The following is a 21426-nucleotide window of genomic DNA, read 5'->3' as shown; positions in this document are numbered from 1 at the left end:
TCGTTAAAGATGAGAGTTACTTCAGGAATGATGAACACCCAATTACTAACTAACCTAAATAATAACCTTGAAAGAATGACGAAATATCAAGAGCAATTATCATCTACAAAAAAATTAAATAAACCTTCAGATGACCCAGTTGGTGTTACTTATGCACTAAGATATCGATCTGATCTATCAGCAAACGAACAGTTTACTGAAAATGTAAGTTCAGCACTTTCTTGGTTAGAATTTTCCGATTCGATCTTAGATCAAACAAACGATGTATTGGATCGTGCACGCGAACTTACAGTGCAAGCGGCTAACGGAACCAATGATGATTCAGCACTTGATTCCATTAAAGAAGAAATGGAAGAACTATACGGACAATTAGTCACGATTGGAAACAGTGAGTTTAATGGAAAGTATGTATTTAACGGTCAACAAACAAATATAAAACCGTATACTGAAGGTAATGCAAAAAATGAGTCCACAGATGCGGGTCAGATCCAATATGCAATTGGAGAAGGTACGAAAATGGCTGTAAACGTAACAGGTGATCAGGTATTTGGTGGATTAAACCTGGATGGTACGCCACAAGCAGATAATACATTTAAAGTAATTGATGATATTATGACTCAACTAGAAAACGGAGATTTTGATGCTCTTTCAAATAGCTTAGGGGCACTAGACTCTCGAATAGACAAGGTGTTGAGTGTTCGTGCGGAGGTTGGAGCAAGAACGAATCGAGTGGAACTAACTAAATCTCGATTAGAGGATAACGATATCAATCTGCAAACCGTACTTTCTAAAACAGAAGATGCGGATTTAGCATTTGTTATGACCAAATTAACGGAGAGTGAGTATGTATATCAAGCGGCACTTTCTGTTGGTGCTAATATGATTTCAGTAAGTTTAGTAGATTTTCTAAGATAAAAAGGTGGTAGATTCACATGGCTTCCATTCCTCGTATTCAAATATTCCAGCAATATGCTCAGATTGGTTTAGACATTACACAAGGTAAAACAGAGATGAAGATGCCTAGAGCTACATTTGAGATGAAATCGAACAATCCAAAAATGTTGGTTACTTCCAGTGGAAAAGCTGAATTAAGAATTAATCAAGATAGAGCTTGGGATGCCATGGCTATTGGAGATCATTTAGCCTATATGCAAAATGTATACCAACAAGGAAAACAGATTTCGTTGCAGGGAATAGAACGAAGGGTGCAAAATGGGGACAGATTAGCTGCCATTCATTTAGGTGGAAATCCAATAGGGGAAATTGCCAAACAACAAGCATTTTCTGAAGTACCTGTATACACTACAGGACCTGCCTCAAGACTAAATGTGGACGTTCAAGTGAACCCAACCAAAACAGAGATTGGTTTAGAACGAGGTTCAGTAGAACTTCAATCACAGCAAATTCCGTTTGAAATATCACGTGATCGAAGTAAGGTGAATTTATATTTATTACAAAAAAATTCTCTAGATGTACAACCTCCACAAGTGGATATGCAAATATAATAAAGATAAAAACTGTAGGTGTAATTTTCCTATAGTTTTTTTATAATGAAAAAATGAAGAGAATGGGATAGGAGTGTGTTTTAAATGAAAATACAAACGAAACATTTTGGAGAAATTGAAATTGAAGAGAGTAAGATTATGACATTCACTCAAGGATTACTAGGTTTCGAAGATGTAAAAAGCTATGCTTTGCTTCAACTAGATCAAGAAATCCCTTTAACCTATTTGCAGGCTGTGGAAAAACAGGATCTAAATTTTATTATATTAGATCCTTTTCAGTTTTTTAAGGATTACAATGTAGAACTATCTAATGAAATACAAAAAGAATTGGACATTAAAGAACAGTCCGAGGTTACGATTTGGTCACTTGTATCGATCCAAGATAACTTAGAAAACGCTACATGTAACTTAATTGCACCACTTGTGATGAACATAAGAACAAAACAAGGTAAACAAATAATCCTTCACAATTCTAGTTATACTACAAAACATACTTTTATTCCTAAAAAAGCTGAAGTGGAGGGTGGATAAACATGTTAGTTCTCTCAAGAAAAAAAGGACAGTCCATTATGATCGGAGATGAAATTGAATTAACAATCATCGAAACAGAAGGGGAAACCGTTAAAGTAGGAATTTCGGCCCCTAAAGAGGTACAAGTTTATAGGTCTGAAGTATATGAATCCATCAAACTTTCTAACCAAGAAGCTGCGAATTTGAAGATTGATCCGACAAAATTACAAGCATTGTTTCAAAAAAAGACATAAAACAAACTTTTTTTTCAAAAATTTTAATTTTACTATAAAGTTTTTAACTGGTTCGTTCGATATATATAATAAGCCTGTTTTACTAGGTAATTTTACCCAATAAAATAGCAAACCACATGGATGTGGGAAAACATTAAATTTCAAGGAGGAAGTATATTATGATTATTAATCACAATATTACAGCTTTAAACACGTACAACCAATTAAGTTCAGCAAACACAAGCACAGGGAAATCCATGGAGAAGTTATCTTCAGGTCTTCGTATTAACCGTGCAGGGGACGATGCAGCAGGTCTTGCAATCTCCGAAAAAATGAGAGGTCAAATTCGTGGTTTGGATCAAGCTTCTCGTAACGCTCAAGATGGAATCTCTTTAATTCAAACTGCTGAGGGTTCGTTAGATGAAACTCAATCTATCGTGCAACGTATGCGTGAACTCTCTGTTCAGGCATCGAATGATACGTATACGGATGCGGATCGTGCAGAACTTCAAAAAGAAGTAGATGAATTAATTAGCGAAGTAGATAGAATTGCATCAGATACAGAGTTCAATACGAAGAATTTACTAGATGGTTCACAAGCAGGGGCTACAGTTGTAGGTGGGTCTGCTGCAAGCATGACTGCAGACTATAATAGTACTAATGCAACATTAGAAATTGATGGTAATACAATTACACTTACTAATGTTAATGGATTAGATGGTTCAGGTACTGCTATTGACCCTACAGCATTTTTAGCTGCATTAAATACTGACTTATCAGGTTCTGGTTATACAGCTGCAATTGATGGAAGTGATGTTTTAACTATCAGTAGTGATGATGGAAGTTCATTTACTATTGATAGTACTGCTAACCTAGGTCTTGCAGCAGTTGATTCAACAGGTGATGCATTAAGTTTCCAAATAGGTGCAAACCAAGGTCAAAACATTAGTTTCACTATTTCTGATATGTCAGCATCAGCATTAGGTATTGATTCTATCGATATTTCAACAAAAGATGGAGCAGATGCGGCAATTTCAGTATTAGATTCAGCAATTCAATCTGTTTCAACAGAACGTGCTAAATTAGGTGCGAACCAAAACCGTTTAGAGCATACAATTAACAACTTAAGTACGGCTTCTGAAAACTTAACTGCTGCAGAATCTCGTATTCGTGACGTAGATATGGCTAAAGAAATGATGTCATTCACAAAAGACAACATTTTAAGTCAAGCTGCAACAGCAATGTTAGCACAAGCAAACCAATTACCTCAAGGAGTTCTTCAACTTCTAGGTTAATTTTAACAACGATGAATTTCCTTAAAGATCCTAGAATTTATTCTAGGGTCTTTCTCTTTTTATATTATCTTTAGTTCATGTTACAAGCTTTTTTTACATAACAAATGTACTATTATTGCCATGTATCTTAGAGATTTTAAAATAAATAACTTTTTACTGATATTATAAAATTTACATAGATTGAGAAGTATACAACACCTACTAACAAAAAAAGAATCCTTAACCGATATAAAAGATATATAGAAAGAATCGAGGAGGATTTCTGATGAGTATGAACGTTTCATTTGATTCAATTTCACCAAAAACACCTCTTTCTTCAAATGAAGGGGTAAATCAGACAAATGAAAATTCTTTAAGAGTTAATCCATCATCAGAGTCAGAACAGCTTGCTAAAACGGTAAAACAACTTAAATTAAAGGAATCTGAAGGTGAAACATTATCTATTAGTGAAAAGCAGCTGGTGAGATTAGTAGAACAATCTAATAAGGCAATGTCACTATCATCTACTTCGTTAGAATATTCTGTGCATGAGGTCACAAATGATATTATGGTGAAGGTGTTGAATAAAGAAACAGGGGAATTAATTCGTGAAGTACCACCTGAAAAAATAGTGAATTTACTTGCCAAAAGCTTGGAGATGGCAGGCATTATCATAGACGAACGACGTTAGTTAGGAGAATGACTTATGGAAATAAGATTTACGGGTCTAGCTTCAGGTATTGATACTGAATCAATTGTTACTGAATTAATGAATGTAGAACGTTTAAAACTAATGAAACTTGAGAGAAGTAATCAAAAAACGGAATGGATAAGACAAGATTATTTAGATATAAATGCTAAGATATTAGATTATCGTAATAATAAAGTATTTAATTTCACATTAGAAGGAACATTGTCTTCTAAAAAAACCCAATTATATGGGGACACGGGTTCCATTACAGTAAAAGCAAGTACGAGTGCAGTGAATGGGACGATTCAAGTTGAAGTAAAGTCATTAGCAACTGCTGCAACTAACTATAGTAAAGATCCGATTGCTCTAGATGGTTTTGTTTCAAACGAATCTCTACAAAGTCAAGAGGTTCTTTTAAACGGTGCACCAACATTATCCGAAACATATAAATTTTCTATTAACGGAACAGAAATAGAGGTAAACACGACTGAAGATTCTTTAGATGATATTATAGAAAAAATTAATAAAAACACGGATGTAAGTGCTTATTATAGTGATGCAGAAAAGAAAATTTCATTTGTTGCAAACGAAACAGGTGCTTCTACGATTGATTTTAATGATTTAGACGGCGATTTTCTTACAAATATACTGAAAGTTGATTCGACAAATGAATTAGCTGGTACTGATGCTGAAGTGTATATAAATGGACTACAGACTTTTCAAAGCAGTAATACGTTTGATGTAAATGGAGTAGAGGTCACTATTCAAGAAGTTGGTTCTCCAACAACAATAGAAGTATCTAACGATGTAGATGCGATTGTGGAATCTGTTAATCAGTTTATTGAAGAATATAATGAAATATTAAATACATTGCAGGAAAAAGTTGGCGAAGATAAAGATTATGACTATTATCCCCTCTCAGATGAAGAAAAAGATGAATTAACAGAAGATGAAATAGAAAAATGGGAAGAACAAGCAAAAAGTGGCTTGTTAAAAAATGATGATTATATAACAAAAGCTATTGATGCGATGAGATCAATTTCTTATACATCAGTAGATACAGGAAGCGATATTTATAATACCTTAAGTTCTATAGGTATTACTACAGGTACATATCAAGAAAAAGGAAAGTTATATTTGGATGAAAGTAAACTTCGTGAAGCAATTGAAGCAGATGCTGAAGCAGTAGTTAATATGTTTGCTGTGGATTCATCCTCTGCTGAAAATACGGAGGGTGCAGGAGTAGGTGAAATTATTTATGATGCACTAGGGGATACATTAAAAGAAGTTACAGATGTTGCAGGTACTTCAAGCACATCTTTTGATGACAGTATTTTAGGTAAAAAAATGAAAGAACTAGATCAAGATATATTTGATTGGGAAAATCGGTTGATAGATATTGAAGAACGTTATTACGCTCAGTTTACAGCAATGGAGTTAGCAATTGAATCCTATAATAGTCAACTTGAATACATATTGAGTGCTTTTGGAGGACAACAAGCATAATAGGATAGGGGGAGTTTTAAATGTACCAAAACCAACAAAACAAATACCTACAAACATCGATTCAAACAGCATCACCAGCAAAGTTATTAATCATGTTATACGATGGAGCCATTAAATTTAGTAAATTAGCCATCGCAGCGATTGAAGATAAAAATTATGAAGCTGCGAATACAAACATAGGAAAGGTTCAAAATATCATTAATGAATTTATGGTGACTTTGGATCACAAAGCGGATATTGCAAAAGATTTAATGAAATTATATGAATACATAATGCATCGTACATCAGAAGCAAATATAAAAAAAGATACACAAGTTATGGAAGAAGTCATAGATTTATTACAACAGTTAAAAGAAACATGGGTTGAAGCAAGCAAATCACTGAATACAAACTCTAAAGAGATACAATATGGATAAGCTGATCCCACAATTAGAGGAACTAACAAAACAAACCTTTGAGCAACTTAACTCCATGAGCTACGAACAGTTAGAACAGTTTGTACAAAACCGGGAGAAAATCATCAACCAAATAAAGAACATTAAAATTACAGATGAACATAAACAAAAATATCAACAAATGATACAAAATATCACAAAGTATGATAAACAAATTTTAGAAAAAATGAAAAAATTAAAAAACGAAGCATCACAAGAACTACATAAAATACAATCTGGGAAAAAACAAAAAACAGCATATCAAAATGCGTATACTGCAGACAGTGTATTTTTTGACAGAAAGAAATAATGTCTTTCGTTTATTTTAATCTTGTAATAAAATAATAATATAGATGAATTTGTGAGGAGTTCTGAAATGGACGAAGAGAGTAAACAATTATTAAAAGCGTTAGTGGATGGACAGAGAGAAGTAAAAGCTAAATTAGACAGTCTTGAGTTAAAACTTGCTCATGAATCAGGTTCAATACGAAAAGAGATGAGAGAAGGATTTGAACGTCTTGAAAAAAACGTCGATTATTTAGCAGGAAAATCAGGTCAACATGAGATGGAAATAGAACTATTAAAAGCTCGTCAATTTCAAGAATAACAATATTTACGCGAGACGAATGGAAGCTCTAGAAGGGGCTTTTTTTTGTTGAATTAACCACACAATTAATGTCACTTTAACATTAAGTATGCAATAAAATAATCCACATTATCCACAAAACCTATATAAAAACCTGTGGATAATGTGGACAACTATGTGAATAACCAATGAAAACAAGCTTTCATACATATAATGTATTGTTTATATCCTAATTTTCAAAAAACTTTAACAATTTTAAGCTCAAGGGATTTTGAACAGTTTATATGAATATGATAAAATAAGGTTATGAAGGAGGGGATACATTATGAAATATAATATCCGTGGAGAAAATATCGAAGTGACCAGCGCATTAAGAGACTATGTTGAGAAAAAGATAGGTAAATTGGAAAGATATTTTGATGCTCCCCCTACATCAGATGTACATGTAACATTAAGTGTTTTAAAAGGTTTACAGAACGTTGAGGTGACCATTCCATTAACTGGTGTGATTTTACGAGCAGAGGAAAAAAACGAGGACATGTATGCTTCTATTGATTTGGTATTAGACAAATTGGAGAGACAAATCAGAAAGCATAAAACAAAAGTAAATCGTAAATTCCGTCAAGAAGGCAGTTTAAGAACACTATTTAAAGAAAATGGAAACTTATTCTCTCAAACAAATATAGAGGAAGAGGATGACCTCGAAGTTGTAAGAAACAAAAAGTTTACTTTGAAACCGATGGATTTAGAAGAAGCAATATTACAAATGAATATGGTAGGGCATAATTTTTTCGTTTTCTCAAATATGGATACAGAAGATGTAAATGTAGTATATAAAAGAGATGATGGTAAATACGGTTTAATTGAACCAGCAAAATAAAAACTAAATAATATACATGACTAAAAAGCTTGATCCTTTTGGATCAGGCTTTTTAATTGCTTACTATTCTTCTTGACTAGGCTAATGTTGTTATCTCTTCTCTCTTCCCCTTCAAGCAAGGTGGTTACAGTTGTACCCGACTTTTTCCTTTTATCACTTCTCTCTCTTCCCCGCTTGCATACAAATTGTATACTGTTGTGAGAGACTTTTGCGGTTTTAGCAAGTGGAACGAACGGCAGTATACAATTCTGTATGCTACCATTCTTAATCTTATTTTAATCTCCCATTAAGGAACGTTTCATCTTCATTTTGTACAATGAACTTGTGAACAACAACAACCATTCCCATTGTAAGGAAAATGAAAAGACAAAGAACAACTAAATCAACCACCTTTTATTAAGAAGACTCGTCCTCTCCCAAGGCGAGTTTTCTGCTTTTGTCGATAAAATGTTTGCTTAAAAATAGTTCAAATTTTCAAACATTACTCATATGAATCGTTCATATTCTTGAACGGAATACTACAAACTGATACAATTTATATATTATGTTATTTTAGGGAAAGGGGTTCTTCAAGAATGATAGGACTCGTTAAAAAAATATTAGGGGATCCAAATGAGCGCGAATTAAAGCGTATCATGAAAAAGGTCAACCAAATTAACGAATTAGAACCGAAATTTGAAAGCTTATCAGATACCGAATTAGCCAATAAAACAATACAATATAAAGAAAGATTATCTAATGGTGAAACTTTAGACGATTTATTACCTGAAGCCTTTGCTACCGTTAGAGAGGCATCAAAACGAAAATTAGGTAAACGTCATTTTGATGTACAGATGATTGGTGGAATCGTACTTCACGAAGGTGAAATTGCTGAAATGAAAACAGGGGAAGGTAAAACCCTAGTTGGAACACTTCCGGCATATTTAAATGCTTTGGCTGGAAATGGCGTACACGTCATCACTGTCAATGATTACTTAGCAACAACCCAAAGTGAAGAAATGTCTCATATACACGAGTTTCTTGGTCTAACAGTTGGCGTTAACTTAAATGGAATGTCACACGATGAAAAAAGAGAAGCATACGCATGTGATATTACCTACGGTACCAACAACGAATTTGGATTTGATTACTTGCGCGATAATATGGTGTTATATCGGAATCAAATGGTACAGCGTCCATTATCCTATGCCATTATAGATGAAGTGGATTCAATCCTAGTTGATGAAGCACGTACCCCATTGATTATTTCAGGACAAGCTGCAAAATCGACTGAGTTATATATCACTGCAGATCGTTTAGTTCGTACATTTAAAATAGAAGAAGATTATACAGTAGACATTAAAGTTCGTTCTGTTACATTAACAGAAAACGGAGTATCAAAGGTTGAAAAAACTTACGGAATTGAAAACTTATTTGATCACCAGCATGTCACTTTAAATCATCACATTACACAAGCTTTAAAAGCTCATGCCATTATGAAAAGAGATACAGATTATGTTGTACAAGATGGAGAAGTGGTTATTGTTGATGAATTTACAGGGCGTTTAATGGCGGGTAGAAGATATAGTGAAGGATTGCATCAGGCCATTGAAGCAAAGGAACATATGGAGATTCAAAAAGAAAGTATGACCTTGGCGACCATTACATTACAAAACTTCTTTAGAATGTATCAGAAGTTATCAGGGATGACAGGAACAGCAAAAACTGAAGAAGAAGAATTCAGCAAAATTTACGGTTTAAATGTAATCGTGATTCCTACGAACAAACCGATGATTCGTAAAGATATGCCGGATGTGATTTATAAAACGGAAGAAAGTAAGTACAAGATGGCCGTGGAAGAAATTATGAACCGTCATCAAACAGGTCAACCCGTACTTGTGGGAACGGTGTCCATTGAAAATTCAGAACTTATATCTAAGTTGCTTAATAAAAAAGGAGTTCCTCACCAAGTATTAAATGCAAAACACCATGAAGAAGAAGCCGAAATTGTATCTCGTGCAGGTCAAGATGGAGCCGTTACGATTGCTACCAACATGGCGGGTCGTGGTACGGATATTGTGTTAGGTTCAGGAGTAGCAGATAAAGGTGGCTTGCATATTATAGGTACAGAACGTCATGAAAGTAGACGTATCGATAATCAGCTTCGTGGACGTTCAGGGCGACAAGGAGATCCAGGGTCTACACAGTTTTATCTGTCACTTGAAGATGAACTGATGCGTCGATTTGGTGCAGAGAACATTATGAGTATGATGGATCGTTTAGGTTTCGAAGAGGATCAACCTCTTGAAAGCAAAATGATTTCTAAAGCTGTTGAATCTGCACAAAAACGTGTAGAAGGAAATAACTTTGACGTTCGTAAAATCGTATTGCAGTTTGATGACGTCATGAATCAACAGCGTTTAATCATCTATAAGCAGCGTAGAGAAGTATTGGAATCTGAAAACATTCGTGATGTATCAATCGAGATGATTTATACCGTCATTGATCGCATTACAGATGCTCACTGTCCTTCGGAGCTAGTACCAGAGGAATGGGATTTAAAAGCTATTATTGACTATGCAAATGGAACCTTCTTACATGAAGGTCAATTGACTGAAAAAGAACTAAAAGGTAAAGAAAAAGAAGAAATCGTTGAATTAATGAAAGATTTAGTGAAACGATTGTATGATGAGCGAGAAGAGCAATTAAGCGAAAAAATTATGCGTGAGTTTGAAAAAGTAGTTGTATTGCGTGCAGTAGACAGTAAATGGATGGATCATATCGACATGATGGATCATATGCGACAAGGGATTCACCTTCGTGCTTATGGGGGTACAGATCCATTGCGTGAATATCAGTTTGAAGGTTTTGAGATGTTTGAAAAAATGATTGCAAGTGTCCAAGAAGAAGTTTCCACTTACATCATGAAAGCAAACGTACAGGCGAATGTCCAACGTGAAGCCGTAGCAGAAGGTCAAGCTCAAGATCCGAAAGCAGCACGAGAAAGACAAAAACCAAAAACGCAACGTCGTACTGAAGAAAAGATTGGAAGAAACCAACCTTGCCCATGTGGAAGTGGTAAGAAATATAAACAATGTCATGGGAAAGAACAAGCATAAATAAGCGAAAGAGAAAGCTACAATAGATAGGGGAGTTTTATGATGATAGAACCTGAAGTAAAACAAGACATGCGAGAAATCGCAAACCGAATTACACAATTACGGGGGTCTCTTTGACTTAGATCTAAAACAAGAGCAGATTGCCAATTATGAAGAAAAAATGTCAGCCCCTGATTTTTGGGATGATCAGAACAAAGCACAAAAAGTCATCTCAGAGGTAAATGCAATTAAATCTGTAGTTGAGCAGTTTGAAGGTCTAGCGACCGAATCTGAGGATACTATGTTGATGTTGGAGCTTGCTGAAGAAGAAAATGATGAAAGCTTAGTAAGTGACATTGTAGAAAGCATAAAACAGCTTCAACAAAAACTTGAAAGTTATGAATTGCAATTATTATTAAATGAACCTTATGATAAATTCAATGCATATTTAGAGCTTCATCCAGGGGCAGGTGGTACAGAGTCTCAGGATTGGGCGGAAATGCTGCTACGGATGTATCGTAGATGGGCAGATAAAAAAGATTTTAAAGTAGATACTATTGATTATTTACCTGGTGATGAAGCAGGAGTGAAAAGTGTTACTTTATTAATTAAAGGACATAATGCATATGGATATTTAAAAGCAGAAAAAGGTGTCCATCGATTAGTTCGAATTTCGCCCTTTGATTCGTCTGGTCGCAGGCACACATCATTTGTATCCTGTGATGTTGTACCAGAAATTGATGATGAGGTAGAAGTTGAAATCAATACTGAGGATCTTAAAATAGATACGTACCGAGCTAGTGGTGCAGGTGGACAGCATATTAATACAACGGATTCCGCTGTAAGGATCACTCATATTCCTTCAGGAGTCGTCGTGACTTGTCAAAATGAACGTTCACAAATTAAAAATAGAGAGCAAGCCATGAAAATGTTAAGATCTAAGTTATATGAGAAGAAAATTGAAGAACAACAGCAGGCACTTGCAGAAATACGTGGGGAACAACAGGAAATTGGTTGGGGCAGTCAAATTCGCTCTTATGTGTTTCATCCATACAGTATGGTGAAAGATCATCGTACAAGTGTGGAAACAGGGAATACTGACGCGGTGATGGACGGAGAACTTGATTCATTTATTGATGGGTATTTAAGAAAACAAATAGATCAAGACTAACGAAAACATCACCAGATAATAGAAAGATATCCTGCATATCTATATATGTAGGGTGTTTTTTTTGTGTAATAAGAGAGGGCTCTTATACTTATAATAAGGGCATGCCCTTATAAATAAATGAAAAGTAAATTTTTAAATCATTATCTCATTATTGTGGGTATATTATTAAAGGAGAAATACTTTCAAATGCAAAACAAAACACAAACGAAACGTTCACGTAGAAAACAACCATTAATTCAATACGGAACTCCAGCCTATCATATCGTAGAATATCTTCAATTGTTTATTGGTACTTTTATTGTTGCTTTCAGCTTTAACTTGTTACTAAATCCGAATGAAATAGCTACAGGTGGAGTTGTTGGGGTATCCACTATTTTAGATTCTTTATTTAACTGGGAACCCGCGATAACACAATGGATTATTAATATTCCTTTATTTATAGCAGGTGTGATTTTAGTAGGAAAGAAGTTTGGTGTAAAAACAGCAATTGGATCAGTTATTACACCGCTATTTATTTTACTTACAAACGATTTAACACCTCCAACAAATAATTTATTATTAGCCACCATTTTTGGTGGAGTTGGTTTAGGTCTAGGATTAGGTATCGTTTTTCGCGGTCGTGGTTCTACAGGTGGAATGGATCTAGTCGCTCAAATCATACATAAATATACAGGGTTAAGCTTGGGATTATCCCTTGCTGTTTTAGATGGATTAGTTATTTTAACGGCAGGAATTGTGATTTCCCCGGAAAACGCGATGTATGCCTTAATCGGGTTATTTGTCACTAGCAAAACGATTAATGCGGTACAAATTGGATTATCATATTCTAAAGTTGCATACATTATAACGAACGAAACGGAAGCCGTACAAGAAGCGATTATACAAGAGTTAGATCGTGGTTTAACAAAGCTTTCAGGGTACGGTGGATACACAGAAGAAGAAAAAATCGTATTTATGGTCGTGGTTGGACAAACAGAAGTCACAAAACTTAAAACACTTGTCAAAACAATTGACCCTAATGCGTTTATTATCCTGAGTGATACGAACGAGGTATTGGGGCAAGGATTTAAATTTACGAGTTAAAATTTAGAAAAAAAAGACCATTGAATTTTTATAACCATGAATGTATAATAATACATATCTTTGAATAAATAGACGGGGGAAACACGGATGAACAATCCAATTAGAGCGGCGATCATTGGTTCAACAGGTTATGGTGGTGTTGAGCTGATTCGTTTTTTAATCAACCATCCATATGTAGATATTACTTCGGTCATCTCTTCCTCCAGTGCAGGGGAATCGATAGCTGCCCAATTCCCTCATTTAAATCAAGTGATGGAACTGGATTTAGATCATGTAGATATAGGTTTAATCCAAAAGAAATCGGACGTTGTTTTTACAGCAACACCTTCAGGGGTTAGCTCGGCGTTAATTCCTGATCTACTAGAAGCAGGACTCAAAGTCATTGATTTATCAGGAGACTACCGATTAAAATCGGGAGAAATATATGAGAGGTGGTATCATCACAAACCACCTTTAACATCTCATTTAAAGCAAGCCGTGTATGGTTTATCTGAACTATTTGCAGAGGACATTCGAACAGCTGAGCTTCTTTCTAATCCAGGTTGTTATCCAACAGCTGCTAGTTTAGGACTAATTCCTGTTTTGTCTATGAAAAAGATTGACCCCAAATCCATAATTATCGACGCTAAGTCAGGCGCTTCAGGTGCAGGAAGAAAATTAGGATTATCTGTACATTATGCGGAGTTAAATGAAAATTTAAAACCTTATAAAGTGAATCAACACCAACATATTCCTGAAATAGAACAGACATTAAGTAGGTTTGTGGGAGAACAAACTACCATCACATTTACTACCCACTTAATTCCGATGACTCGCGGAATCATGTGCACGATGTATGCAAATTTAGTAGAACCTTGTGACGAACAACAATTGATAGATCAATATCGAGCGTACTATAAAGGTCGACCTTTTGTGCGAATTCGAAATAAAGGGAATTGGCCATCTACGAAAGAAGTAGCTGGATCAAATTATTGTGATATTGGTTTTTCAATCGATGAACGTACTGGCAGACTAACGATGATTTCAGTCATAGACAATGTTGTTAAAGGTGCTGCTGGTCAAGCGATACAAAATTTGAATTTAATGATGGGATGGGACGAAACTACTGGATTGGAAATGATACCAGTGTACCCATAATGAGGTGAAGAGACTGATGATTTCTGAACAGACATTTAAAATCATACGAGACGGTTCTATTACGACCCCAAAAGGTTTTAAAGCGTGTGGACTACATTGTGGAATAAAAAGATCTAAGCGATATGATATAGGTTCAATCGTTTGTGAAGTCCCAGCTGAAGCAGCAGCTGTATATACATTAAATAAAATTCAAGCAGCACCCTTAGGAGTTACTAAAAACAGTTTACAGAAAGAGGGCAAACTACAAGCCATTGTTGTGAATAGTGGGAATGCCAATGCCTGCACAGGCAAACAAGGGGAATTAGATGCACTTACGATGAGAACTGAAACAGCAAATGTGTTAGGACTTCCAGAGCACTATGTTGCCGTTTCATCCACTGGTGTTATAGGAGAATGTTTGTCAATGGATAAAGTGTTGGATGGAATCAGGAGTTTACCCTCCAACGTGAGTACTGAAGGTGGTAGAGATTTCGGCCAATCCATTTTAACAACAGATTTAACAGAGAAAAGTGTATGTGTAGAAGTAGAAATTAACGGAAAACCGGTATACATCAGTGGAGCAGCTAAAGGTTCAGGTATGATTCATCCGAACATGGCAACGATGCTTGGATTTATTACTACAGATGCAAACATACAAAGTACTCAGCTTCAGTTTTTATTAAATGAAATGACAGATCTAAGCTTTAATATGATTACAGTAGATGGAGATACAAGCACGAATGACACCGTGATGGTCATGGCAAGTGGGTTAGCGAATAATGACTTCTTAGATCAAAGTCATTCAGATTGGTCCGTTTTTAAAGCCGCTTTTCAATATGTGTCCGAATTTTTAGCAAAAGAAATTGCTAGAGATGGTGAAGGAGCTACTAAATTAGTAGAGGTTGAAGTAGTGGGAGCAGAAACAGATAAAGATGCTAGAAAAGCAGTGAAAACAATCATAGGTTCTAGCTTAGTGAAATCCGCGATTTTTGGTGCTGATGCCAATTGGGGAAGGATTATTGCAGCAGTAGGTAGAGCAGATATTCCAGTTAATCCAGATACTATTGATATCCGACTTGGTGAAATTAGGATGATGGAACAATCAACGCCGATTACATTTGATGAACATCAGGCTGAATTTTACTTGAAGAAAGCAAATGAAATCCACATTCATGTCAATCTGAATATCTCGAATGGGTGTGCAAAAGGCTGGGGATGTGATCTGACTTATGAATATGTACGAATTAATGCTTCCTATCGAACCTAAATGACCCCTAAAAGTGAGGGAATATTTTATAGCTTACTAGATCATAAAGGAGGTGCATCATGAGGTGTATCATGAATCCCAAAAGTTTTGTGCTTAAATGTGGAGGTAGTACGTTGGCAGGACTGCCTGAAACCTTTTTCCAAGAGTTAAAAAACCTTCAAGACGAAGGATTTTCACCCGTGATAGTCCATGGTGGAGGGCCAGCGATCTCAAACACACTAGCTAAACTAAATATTGAAACAGAATTTATCAATGGACTGCGAAAAACAACAAACGAAGTATTAGACGTTGTTGAAATGGTCCTTTCAGGAAAAATGAACAAAGAAATCGTTCGACAAATTCAAATGAATGGTGCTAACACTTTAGGTCTTTCTGGTGTGGATGGAAACCTGCTAGAAGCGGAACCCGTGCACAATGGAGACGAAATTGGTTACGTCGGGGAAATTAAACAAGTAAATGCAGAACTTATCCAAAGCTTAATCAACACAGGTTATATCCCCGTCATAGCCCCGATTGGAATAGATCGAAACGGACAAAGATACAACGTGAATGCAGATACAGCTGCGGGAGCAGTAGCTTCTCATATAGGAGTCCAAAAAATGATCGTAGTCACAGATGTTCCGGGCATCTTGAAACAAGTGAACCATCAAAAAGAAGTGCTACCTAGCGTAACAACAAATGAAATTGAAGAGATGATTCACTCTGGTGAAATCTTTGGAGGTATGATCCCAAAAGTTAGAGCCGCTATGAAATGTATCCAAGGAGACGTACAAGAAGTCCTTATCGTTGACGGTTCCGAACCTAACGTACTCACCAAAGTGATTAAGGGAGAAAACATTGGTACTAGGATTTCTAAGTAACTGTATTATCTTAAAAAATTATTTTTTTCTACTGTGAGTGACTAATTATACACTCCACACTAGTAGTATACTTTTGCGACTGACTTGACTAGCACAGGAAGTGCTGATGTCTACGTTGCCACATGGACGTGGTTGCCTTTAGTAGAGGTACATTAACTTGTGCAAGTGGAACGAATAAGAGCAAAGCACTTGTAACTGAAATACATCCAAATTTTTTAAACTTTAATAAAGAGGTGATAACGAATGAGTGAAAAAAGCTGTCTATTTCCAACCTACGCAAGATTTCCAATTACATTTGTTAAGGGGGAGGGGAGTCGATTATGGGATGACCAAGGCAACGAATACCTTGACATGATGAGTGGTCTTGCAGTGACAAACTTAGGGCATGCACCTGAGTCTGTTAAAGAAAAAGTGAAAGAACAGCTGGATCAGCTGTGGCATGTATCCAATCTTTTTACCATTTCGAATCAAGAAAAACTAGCCTCTCTATTAACAAATATAAGCTGTGCTGACGCTGTGTTTTTCTGTAATAGCGGAGCGGAAGCGAATGAAGCAGCTATTAAACTTGCTAGAAGATATAAACAAAAGATTTTAGGCGAAGATAAATACGAAATTATTACTTTTAAACAATCTTTCCATGGTAGAACATTAGCAACACTAACTGCAACAGGACAGGAGAAAGTTCAAGATGGTTTTTTACCTTTACCAGAAGGATTTGTTTATGCAGAATATAACGATAGTGCTGATGTAGAGAAACATATAAGTGAAAAAACTTGTGCTGTGATGCTGGAAATGGTTCAAGGAGAAGGTGGAGTAATACCAGCGGATGCCACCTTCGTAAAGGAAATTTCTGATTTATGTAAAAAACATGATTTATTATTGATCGTTGATGAAATCCAAACAGGCTTGGGACGTACAGGGAAGTGGTTTGCGTATGAACATTACGGAATTGAACCAGACATTATTAGCGTAGCAAAAGGGCTAGGAAGTGGTCTTCCTATTGGAGCGATGTTAGGTAAGGAAAAATTAACAGAAGCTTTTACTCCAGGAAGTCATGCAACTACTTTTGGTGGTAATCCAGTGATAACATCGGCGGCTATAGCAACCATTGAAACAATGACAGAATTATATTTAGCCGAAAGAGCGTTGGAGCTAGGGGAATGGATGATGGGTCAATTAACAGACCGATTAAAGGATAATCCGATTGTAAAAGAAGTTCGAGGCAAAGGACTGATGATTGGAATTGAATGCGTCCATCCTGTGGCAGAAATTATAAAAGAAGCTCATGATGCAGGATTGTTAGTTGTAGGAGCGGGTCCGAATGTCATTCGATTGTTACCAAATTTACTCGTGGAGAAAGAAGACTTACAAAAAGCTATTAATGTCATCTGTACGAAACTAGAGCAACATCAAACTGCATGGGAGGAGACGGTACAATGAGTGTATTAGAGAAAGATTTGATCTTTAATTTAAAAGGAAGAGACTTTTTAGCTCTTATTGATTATTCAACAGAGGAAATTCAATATTTAATTGATTTTGCTATCAAATTGAAAAAAACACAAAAAGCAGGAAAGTTATTTCAACCACTAAAAGGAAAAACGTTAGGGTTAATTTTTGAAAAATCATCTACTCGTACTAGAGTTTCTTTTGAAGTGGGAATGTATCAATTAGGGGGAACAGCTTTATTTTTAAGTAAAAATGATTTACAGATCGGTCGTGGTGAGAGCATCTGGGATACAGGACGTGTGATGTCAGGGTATTTGGATGGAATTATGCTTCGTACTTTTGAACATCGTAAACTAGTTGATTTAGCTAGAGGATCCACCGTACCTGTGATTAATGGTTTAACTGATTTATCACACCCTTGTCAAGTTTTAGCTGATTTGCAAACCATTGTTGAGCAAAAGGGGAATTTAAGTGGTTTAAAAATCGCTTATATCGGAGATGGCAATAATATGGTTCATTCGTTAATGATGGGAGCTGCTAAAGTAGGAATGAATATATCTGTAGCTACACCTTTTGGGTATGAACCAGACAGTGAAGTCATAAAATTATCTCAGGAGAATGGATTAGCTACTGGTGCAAAAATTGAGGTTCATAACGATCCGAAACTAGCAGTGGAAGAAGCAGATGTAATTTATACAGATGTGTGGGCAAGCATGGGATTTGAAGAAGAGCAAGGTGAAAGAGTAAAAGCTTTTAAGGATTTTCAAGTAAATGATCATCTAGCTCAATATGCCAAATCCGACTATTTATTTATGCACTGCCTTCCAGCACATCGTGGAGAAGAAGTAACAGGAGACATCATGGACGGAAAACATTCAATCGTATTTGATCAAGCTGAAAATCGTTTACACGCACAAAAAGCAATTATGGCTTCAATTTTGTAAGGCTATTTAAGTGATTTGTCCTTGTGAGTGACTTTTGCGGTGTGTGCAAGTGGAAGGAATAAGGACATACACGTATACCGAGGAGAGAGAAACATGAGTAAAGAGAAAATTGTATTGGCTTACTCTGGAGGTTTAGATACTTCCGTAGCCATTAAATGGATTCAGGAAAAATATAATTATGATGTCGTAGCAGTTGCGCTCGATGTAGGGGAAGGCAAAAATTTAGATTTTGTTCGTGAAAAAGCGTTTAAAGTAGGGGCGATCGAATCTTATGTCGTAGATGCTAGAGAGCGTTTTGCTGACGAATTTGTACTGCCTGTCATTAAAGCAAATGCAATGTATGAAGGGAAGTACCCTTTAGTATCAGCACTATCACGTCCTTTAATATCTCAAATCTTAGTAGAGTTTGCTGAAGAAACAGGAGCAGTTGCGGTAGCACATGGCTGTACTGGAAAAGGGAATGACCAAGTTCGATTTGAAGTATCTATCGCTGCTTTAAATCCAGATTTAAAAGTGATTGCACCTGTACGTGAGTGGGGACTTTCTAGAGACGAAGAGATTTTATATGCTCAAAAACATGATATTCCTATTCCAGTAGACTTAGATAATCCCTACAGTGTGGATCAGAACTTATGGGGACGTGCCAACGAATGTGGTATACTAGAGGATCCTTGGGCTGAACCACCAGAAGGTGCCTATGATATGACCGTTCCATTGGAAAAAGCATTGGATAAACCAGAAGAGCTTGAATTAACTTTTGAGCAAGGGGTTCCAGTTGCGATCAATGGAGTGCAAAAACCATTATATGAATTGATTTTAGAACTAAATGAAATGGCAGGACGTCATGGGATCGGAAGAATTGACCATGTGGAAAATCGTTTAGTGGGTATCAAATCTCGTGAAATATATGAAACACCAGGTGCTGTCGTGATCATGAATGCACATAAAGAACTGGAGTTTTTAACACTGCCACGTGAAGTTGCCCAATTTAAACCGATGATTGAACATAAATTATCACAGGTTATCTATGAAGCTTTATGGTTCTCACCGATTCGTAAAGCATTGATGGCTTTCATCGAAGAAACACAAAAAAATGTATCAGGTATTGTACGCATTAAACTGTTTAAAGGACATGCAACGGTTGTTGGGCGTAAATCAGAGAAGTCATTGTATGACCTAGAATTAGCAACCTATAATTCAGACGACAAATTTGATCATAATTCGGCAGTAGGTTTTATCGAGCTATTTGGATTGCCTACAAAGGTTCAGGCGAAGGTGAATAAAAAGTAGGAGTGGGTTCACGTGTCAAAACTTTGGGGTGGACGTTTTACAAAAAAAACAGACCAATTAGTGGAAGAGTATACTGCATCGATCTCATTTGACCAAGTATTAGCAGAGGAAGATATTCAAGGTAGTTTGGCTCATGTACAGATGTTAGGAAAATGCGGGATCATCCCTTATGAAGATGTAGATAAAATTAGAGAGGGATTACATGCTGTACTGGGCAAAATTCGTCGTGGGGAAGTCGAGTTTTCCGTTGCGGATGAAGATATTCACATGAATATCGAAAAACTGCTAATTGAGGAAATCGGTTCTGTGGGAGGGAAATTACATACAGGCCGCAGTCGGAATGATCAAGTTGCTACAGATATGCACTTATATTTACGTAAGAGAGTGAATGAATTTGTAGATCTATTAAATAAATTACAACAAGCATTGATTGGACAAGCAAAACAACATACCGAAACGATTTTACCTGGGTATACACATCTTCAACGTGCTCAACCGATTCTGTTTGCTCATCATATGATGGCTTATGTCTCTATGTTTCAAAGGGATATTGAAAGATTACAGGATAGTTTTAAGAGAATTAATACTTTACCTCTAGGTGCTGGGGCATTAGCAGGAACTACATTCCCTATTGATCGGCAGTTCGTAGCAGAGGAATTAGGTTTTGAAAGAATATATGATAATAGTTTAGATGCAGTGAGTGATCGGGATTTTATTATTGAGTTTCTATCAAATGCGTCTATGATTATGATGCATCTATCTCGTTTGTGTGAAGAGTTGGTATTATGGTCTAGCAATGAATTTAATTTTGTGGAATTAGATGATGCTTTTTGTACAGGAAGCAGTATTATGCCACAGAAGAAAAATCCAGATGTTGCAGAGCTTGTACGTGGCAAAACAGGACGTGTATACGGACATCTTATAGGATTATTGACATTGTTAAAATCACTTCCACTAGCTTATAACAAAGACATGCAAGAAGATAAAGAAGGTATGTTTGATACCGTAAACACATTGCAAGGTGCTTTACAGTTGTTTGCCCCAATGATCGAAACAATGAGTGTGAAAAAAGAGCAAATGAGACAAGCGGTAAATGAGGACTTTTCCAATGCAACAGACATTGCAGATTACCTAGTAAACAAAGGTCTACCATTCCGTCAAGCACATGAAGTGATCGGAAAAACCGTACTGTACTGCATTCAAAACAAAAAGTATTTGTTAGATTTAGAACTTGAAGAATTCAAACAATTTTCTAGCTTGTTTGAAAAGGATATATACGAAACACTCCAACCTGAACAAGTTGTTAATGCTAGAAACGTGTACGGGGGTACAGCTTCTAATCAAGTTCTAGAAGCGATCACCCGAGCGGAAGAAGTGATACAGGAAACTGAGCAATGGGTTGAGCAGTATATGGAGAAGAACTAAAATAATAAAAATCCATTATACAGAAACCTCTCTAAAGTATTTTTACTTTAAAGAGGTTTTTTGTTGAAAAAAAGATATAACACTTTAATACTATAGATTTAATTATGTGATGTGTTTTTTTATAAAAA

Annotated in this window: 21 protein-coding genes; all 21 read left to right on the top strand. The window is 36.0% G+C overall.

Features of this window, described 5'->3' with window-relative positions:
• Positions 1-9: 9 nt before the first annotated feature.
• The 21 genes from flgL to argH all read left to right on the top strand — a co-directional run bounded on the left by flgL (position 10) and on the right by argH (position 21298).
• Positions 10-915 (top strand): flagellar hook-associated protein FlgL, encoded by a 906-nt coding sequence (gene flgL / locus EPK97_RS17370; RefSeq protein WP_162037896.1) that lies wholly within the window; start codon positions 10-12, stop codon positions 913-915.
• 17 nt (positions 916-932) lie between these two features.
• The gene (locus EPK97_RS17365) at positions 933-1505 is read left to right on the top strand and encodes a DUF6470 family protein (RefSeq protein ID WP_162037895.1); all 573 of its coding nucleotides are present in this window, start codon (positions 933-935) and stop codon (positions 1503-1505) included.
• Positions 1506-1589: 84 nt separating this feature from the next.
• Positions 1590-2036, top strand: a complete 447-nt coding sequence (gene fliW / locus EPK97_RS17360) for a flagellar assembly protein FliW (RefSeq protein ID WP_162037894.1) — start codon at positions 1590-1592, stop codon at positions 2034-2036.
• A gap of 2 nt (positions 2037-2038) precedes the next feature.
• Positions 2039-2269: a carbon storage regulator CsrA gene (gene csrA / locus EPK97_RS17355; protein ID WP_162037893.1), complete on the top strand. Its 231-nt coding sequence runs from the start codon at positions 2039-2041 to the stop codon at positions 2267-2269.
• A gap of 158 nt (positions 2270-2427) precedes the next feature.
• Positions 2428-3543, top strand: a complete 1116-nt coding sequence (locus tag EPK97_RS17350; RefSeq protein WP_162037892.1) for a flagellin N-terminal helical domain-containing protein — start codon at positions 2428-2430, stop codon at positions 3541-3543.
• 265 nt (positions 3544-3808) lie between these two features.
• A complete protein-coding gene (locus EPK97_RS17345; protein ID WP_240903867.1) occupies positions 3809-4213 on the top strand; it encodes a flagellar protein FlaG in 405 nt (134 codons plus the stop codon).
• Between the two features lie 15 nt (positions 4214-4228).
• Complete coding sequence (gene fliD, locus EPK97_RS17340) at positions 4229-5719, top strand: flagellar filament capping protein FliD (RefSeq protein ID WP_162037891.1); 1491 nt, start codon at positions 4229-4231, stop codon at positions 5717-5719.
• 20 nt (positions 5720-5739) lie between these two features.
• The gene (fliS, locus tag EPK97_RS17335) at positions 5740-6135 is read left to right on the top strand and encodes a flagellar export chaperone FliS (RefSeq protein WP_162037890.1); all 396 of its coding nucleotides are present in this window, start codon (positions 5740-5742) and stop codon (positions 6133-6135) included.
• Positions 6128-6463: a flagellar protein FliT gene (gene fliT, locus EPK97_RS17330; protein WP_162037889.1), complete on the top strand. Its 336-nt coding sequence runs from the start codon at positions 6128-6130 to the stop codon at positions 6461-6463. Before fliS ends, fliT begins: the two co-directional genes overlap by 8 nt.
• Before the next feature lie 66 nt (positions 6464-6529).
• Entirely contained in the window at positions 6530-6760 is a 231-nt protein-coding gene (locus EPK97_RS17325; protein ID WP_162037888.1) for a hypothetical protein, read from the top strand.
• A gap of 304 nt (positions 6761-7064) precedes the next feature.
• On the top strand, positions 7065-7619 hold the full coding sequence (gene hpf / locus EPK97_RS17320; protein WP_162037887.1) for a ribosome hibernation-promoting factor, HPF/YfiA family: 555 nt from the start codon (positions 7065-7067) through the stop codon (positions 7617-7619).
• A gap of 575 nt (positions 7620-8194) precedes the next feature.
• Positions 8195-10717 carry a preprotein translocase subunit SecA gene (secA, locus tag EPK97_RS17315; RefSeq protein ID WP_162037886.1) on the top strand — a complete coding sequence of 841 codons (2523 nt, stop codon included), beginning with the start codon at positions 8195-8197 and terminating at the stop codon, positions 10715-10717.
• 42 nt (positions 10718-10759) lie between these two features.
• Positions 10760-11867, top strand: a protein-coding gene (gene prfB, locus EPK97_RS17310; protein WP_162037885.1) for a peptide chain release factor 2 whose coding sequence is annotated in 2 segments (ribosomal slippage) — positions 10760-10831 and positions 10833-11867 — 1107 coding nt in all. Because the reading frame shifts where the segments join, the coding sequence is not laid out codon by codon here.
• A gap of 186 nt (positions 11868-12053) precedes the next feature.
• The gene (locus tag EPK97_RS17305) at positions 12054-12950 is read left to right on the top strand and encodes a YitT family protein (protein ID WP_170295560.1); all 897 of its coding nucleotides are present in this window, start codon (positions 12054-12056) and stop codon (positions 12948-12950) included.
• Between the two features lie 87 nt (positions 12951-13037).
• Positions 13038-14087, top strand: coding sequence for an N-acetyl-gamma-glutamyl-phosphate reductase (gene argC, locus EPK97_RS17300; RefSeq protein WP_162037883.1), 1050 nt, complete (start codon positions 13038-13040; stop codon positions 14085-14087).
• A 16-nt stretch (positions 14088-14103) separates the two neighbouring features.
• Positions 14104-15333 carry a bifunctional glutamate N-acetyltransferase/amino-acid acetyltransferase ArgJ gene (argJ, locus tag EPK97_RS17295; RefSeq protein WP_162037882.1) on the top strand — a complete coding sequence of 410 codons (1230 nt, stop codon included), beginning with the start codon at positions 14104-14106 and terminating at the stop codon, positions 15331-15333.
• A 59-nt stretch (positions 15334-15392) separates the two neighbouring features.
• The gene (gene argB, locus EPK97_RS17290) at positions 15393-16193 is read left to right on the top strand and encodes an acetylglutamate kinase (protein WP_240903866.1); all 801 of its coding nucleotides are present in this window, start codon (positions 15393-15395) and stop codon (positions 16191-16193) included.
• Between the two features lie 243 nt (positions 16194-16436).
• On the top strand, positions 16437-17633 hold the full coding sequence (locus EPK97_RS17285; protein ID WP_162037881.1) for an acetylornithine transaminase: 1197 nt from the start codon (positions 16437-16439) through the stop codon (positions 17631-17633).
• Entirely contained in the window at positions 17630-18583 is a 954-nt protein-coding gene (gene argF, locus EPK97_RS17280) for an ornithine carbamoyltransferase (RefSeq protein WP_162037880.1), read from the top strand. Before EPK97_RS17285 ends, argF begins: the two co-directional genes overlap by 4 nt.
• Positions 18584-18676: 93 nt before the next feature.
• On the top strand, positions 18677-19873 hold the full coding sequence (locus tag EPK97_RS17275; protein ID WP_162037879.1) for an argininosuccinate synthase: 1197 nt from the start codon (positions 18677-18679) through the stop codon (positions 19871-19873).
• A gap of 12 nt (positions 19874-19885) precedes the next feature.
• Positions 19886-21298 (top strand): argininosuccinate lyase, encoded by a 1413-nt coding sequence (gene argH / locus EPK97_RS17270; protein WP_162037878.1) that lies wholly within the window; start codon positions 19886-19888, stop codon positions 21296-21298.
• Positions 21299-21426 lie beyond the last annotated feature (128 nt).

It is taken from the genome of Chengkuizengella sediminis (assembly GCF_010078385.1).
Taxonomy (GTDB): domain Bacteria; phylum Bacillota; class Bacilli; order Paenibacillales; family KCTC-33759; genus Chengkuizengella; species Chengkuizengella sediminis.
This window is presented reverse-complemented; position numbering and strand designations above follow the sequence as displayed.

Coding starts and splice junctions, on each gene's coding strand:
- flgL (WP_162037896.1), top strand. CDS start 10: ATGAGAGTTACTTCAGGAATGATGAACACCCAATTACTAACTAACCTA.
- EPK97_RS17365 (WP_162037895.1), top strand. CDS start 933: ATGGCTTCCATTCCTCGTATTCAAATATTCCAGCAATATGCTCAGATT.
- fliW (WP_162037894.1), top strand. CDS start 1,590: ATGAAAATACAAACGAAACATTTTGGAGAAATTGAAATTGAAGAGAGT.
- csrA (WP_162037893.1), top strand. CDS start 2,039: ATGTTAGTTCTCTCAAGAAAAAAAGGACAGTCCATTATGATCGGAGAT.
- EPK97_RS17350 (WP_162037892.1), top strand. CDS start 2,428: ATGATTATTAATCACAATATTACAGCTTTAAACACGTACAACCAATTA.
- EPK97_RS17345 (WP_240903867.1), top strand. CDS start 3,809: ATGAGTATGAACGTTTCATTTGATTCAATTTCACCAAAAACACCTCTT.
- fliD (WP_162037891.1), top strand. CDS start 4,229: ATGGAAATAAGATTTACGGGTCTAGCTTCAGGTATTGATACTGAATCA.
- fliS (WP_162037890.1), top strand. CDS start 5,740: ATGTACCAAAACCAACAAAACAAATACCTACAAACATCGATTCAAACA.
- fliT (WP_162037889.1), top strand. CDS start 6,128: ATGGATAAGCTGATCCCACAATTAGAGGAACTAACAAAACAAACCTTT.
- EPK97_RS17325 (WP_162037888.1), top strand. CDS start 6,530: ATGGACGAAGAGAGTAAACAATTATTAAAAGCGTTAGTGGATGGACAG.
- hpf (WP_162037887.1), top strand. CDS start 7,065: ATGAAATATAATATCCGTGGAGAAAATATCGAAGTGACCAGCGCATTA.
- secA (WP_162037886.1), top strand. CDS start 8,195: ATGATAGGACTCGTTAAAAAAATATTAGGGGATCCAAATGAGCGCGAA.
- EPK97_RS17305 (WP_170295560.1), top strand. CDS start 12,054: ATGCAAAACAAAACACAAACGAAACGTTCACGTAGAAAACAACCATTA.
- argC (WP_162037883.1), top strand. CDS start 13,038: ATGAACAATCCAATTAGAGCGGCGATCATTGGTTCAACAGGTTATGGT.
- argJ (WP_162037882.1), top strand. CDS start 14,104: ATGATTTCTGAACAGACATTTAAAATCATACGAGACGGTTCTATTACG.
- argB (WP_240903866.1), top strand. CDS start 15,393: ATGAGGTGTATCATGAATCCCAAAAGTTTTGTGCTTAAATGTGGAGGT.
- EPK97_RS17285 (WP_162037881.1), top strand. CDS start 16,437: ATGAGTGAAAAAAGCTGTCTATTTCCAACCTACGCAAGATTTCCAATT.
- argF (WP_162037880.1), top strand. CDS start 17,630: ATGAGTGTATTAGAGAAAGATTTGATCTTTAATTTAAAAGGAAGAGAC.
- EPK97_RS17275 (WP_162037879.1), top strand. CDS start 18,677: ATGAGTAAAGAGAAAATTGTATTGGCTTACTCTGGAGGTTTAGATACT.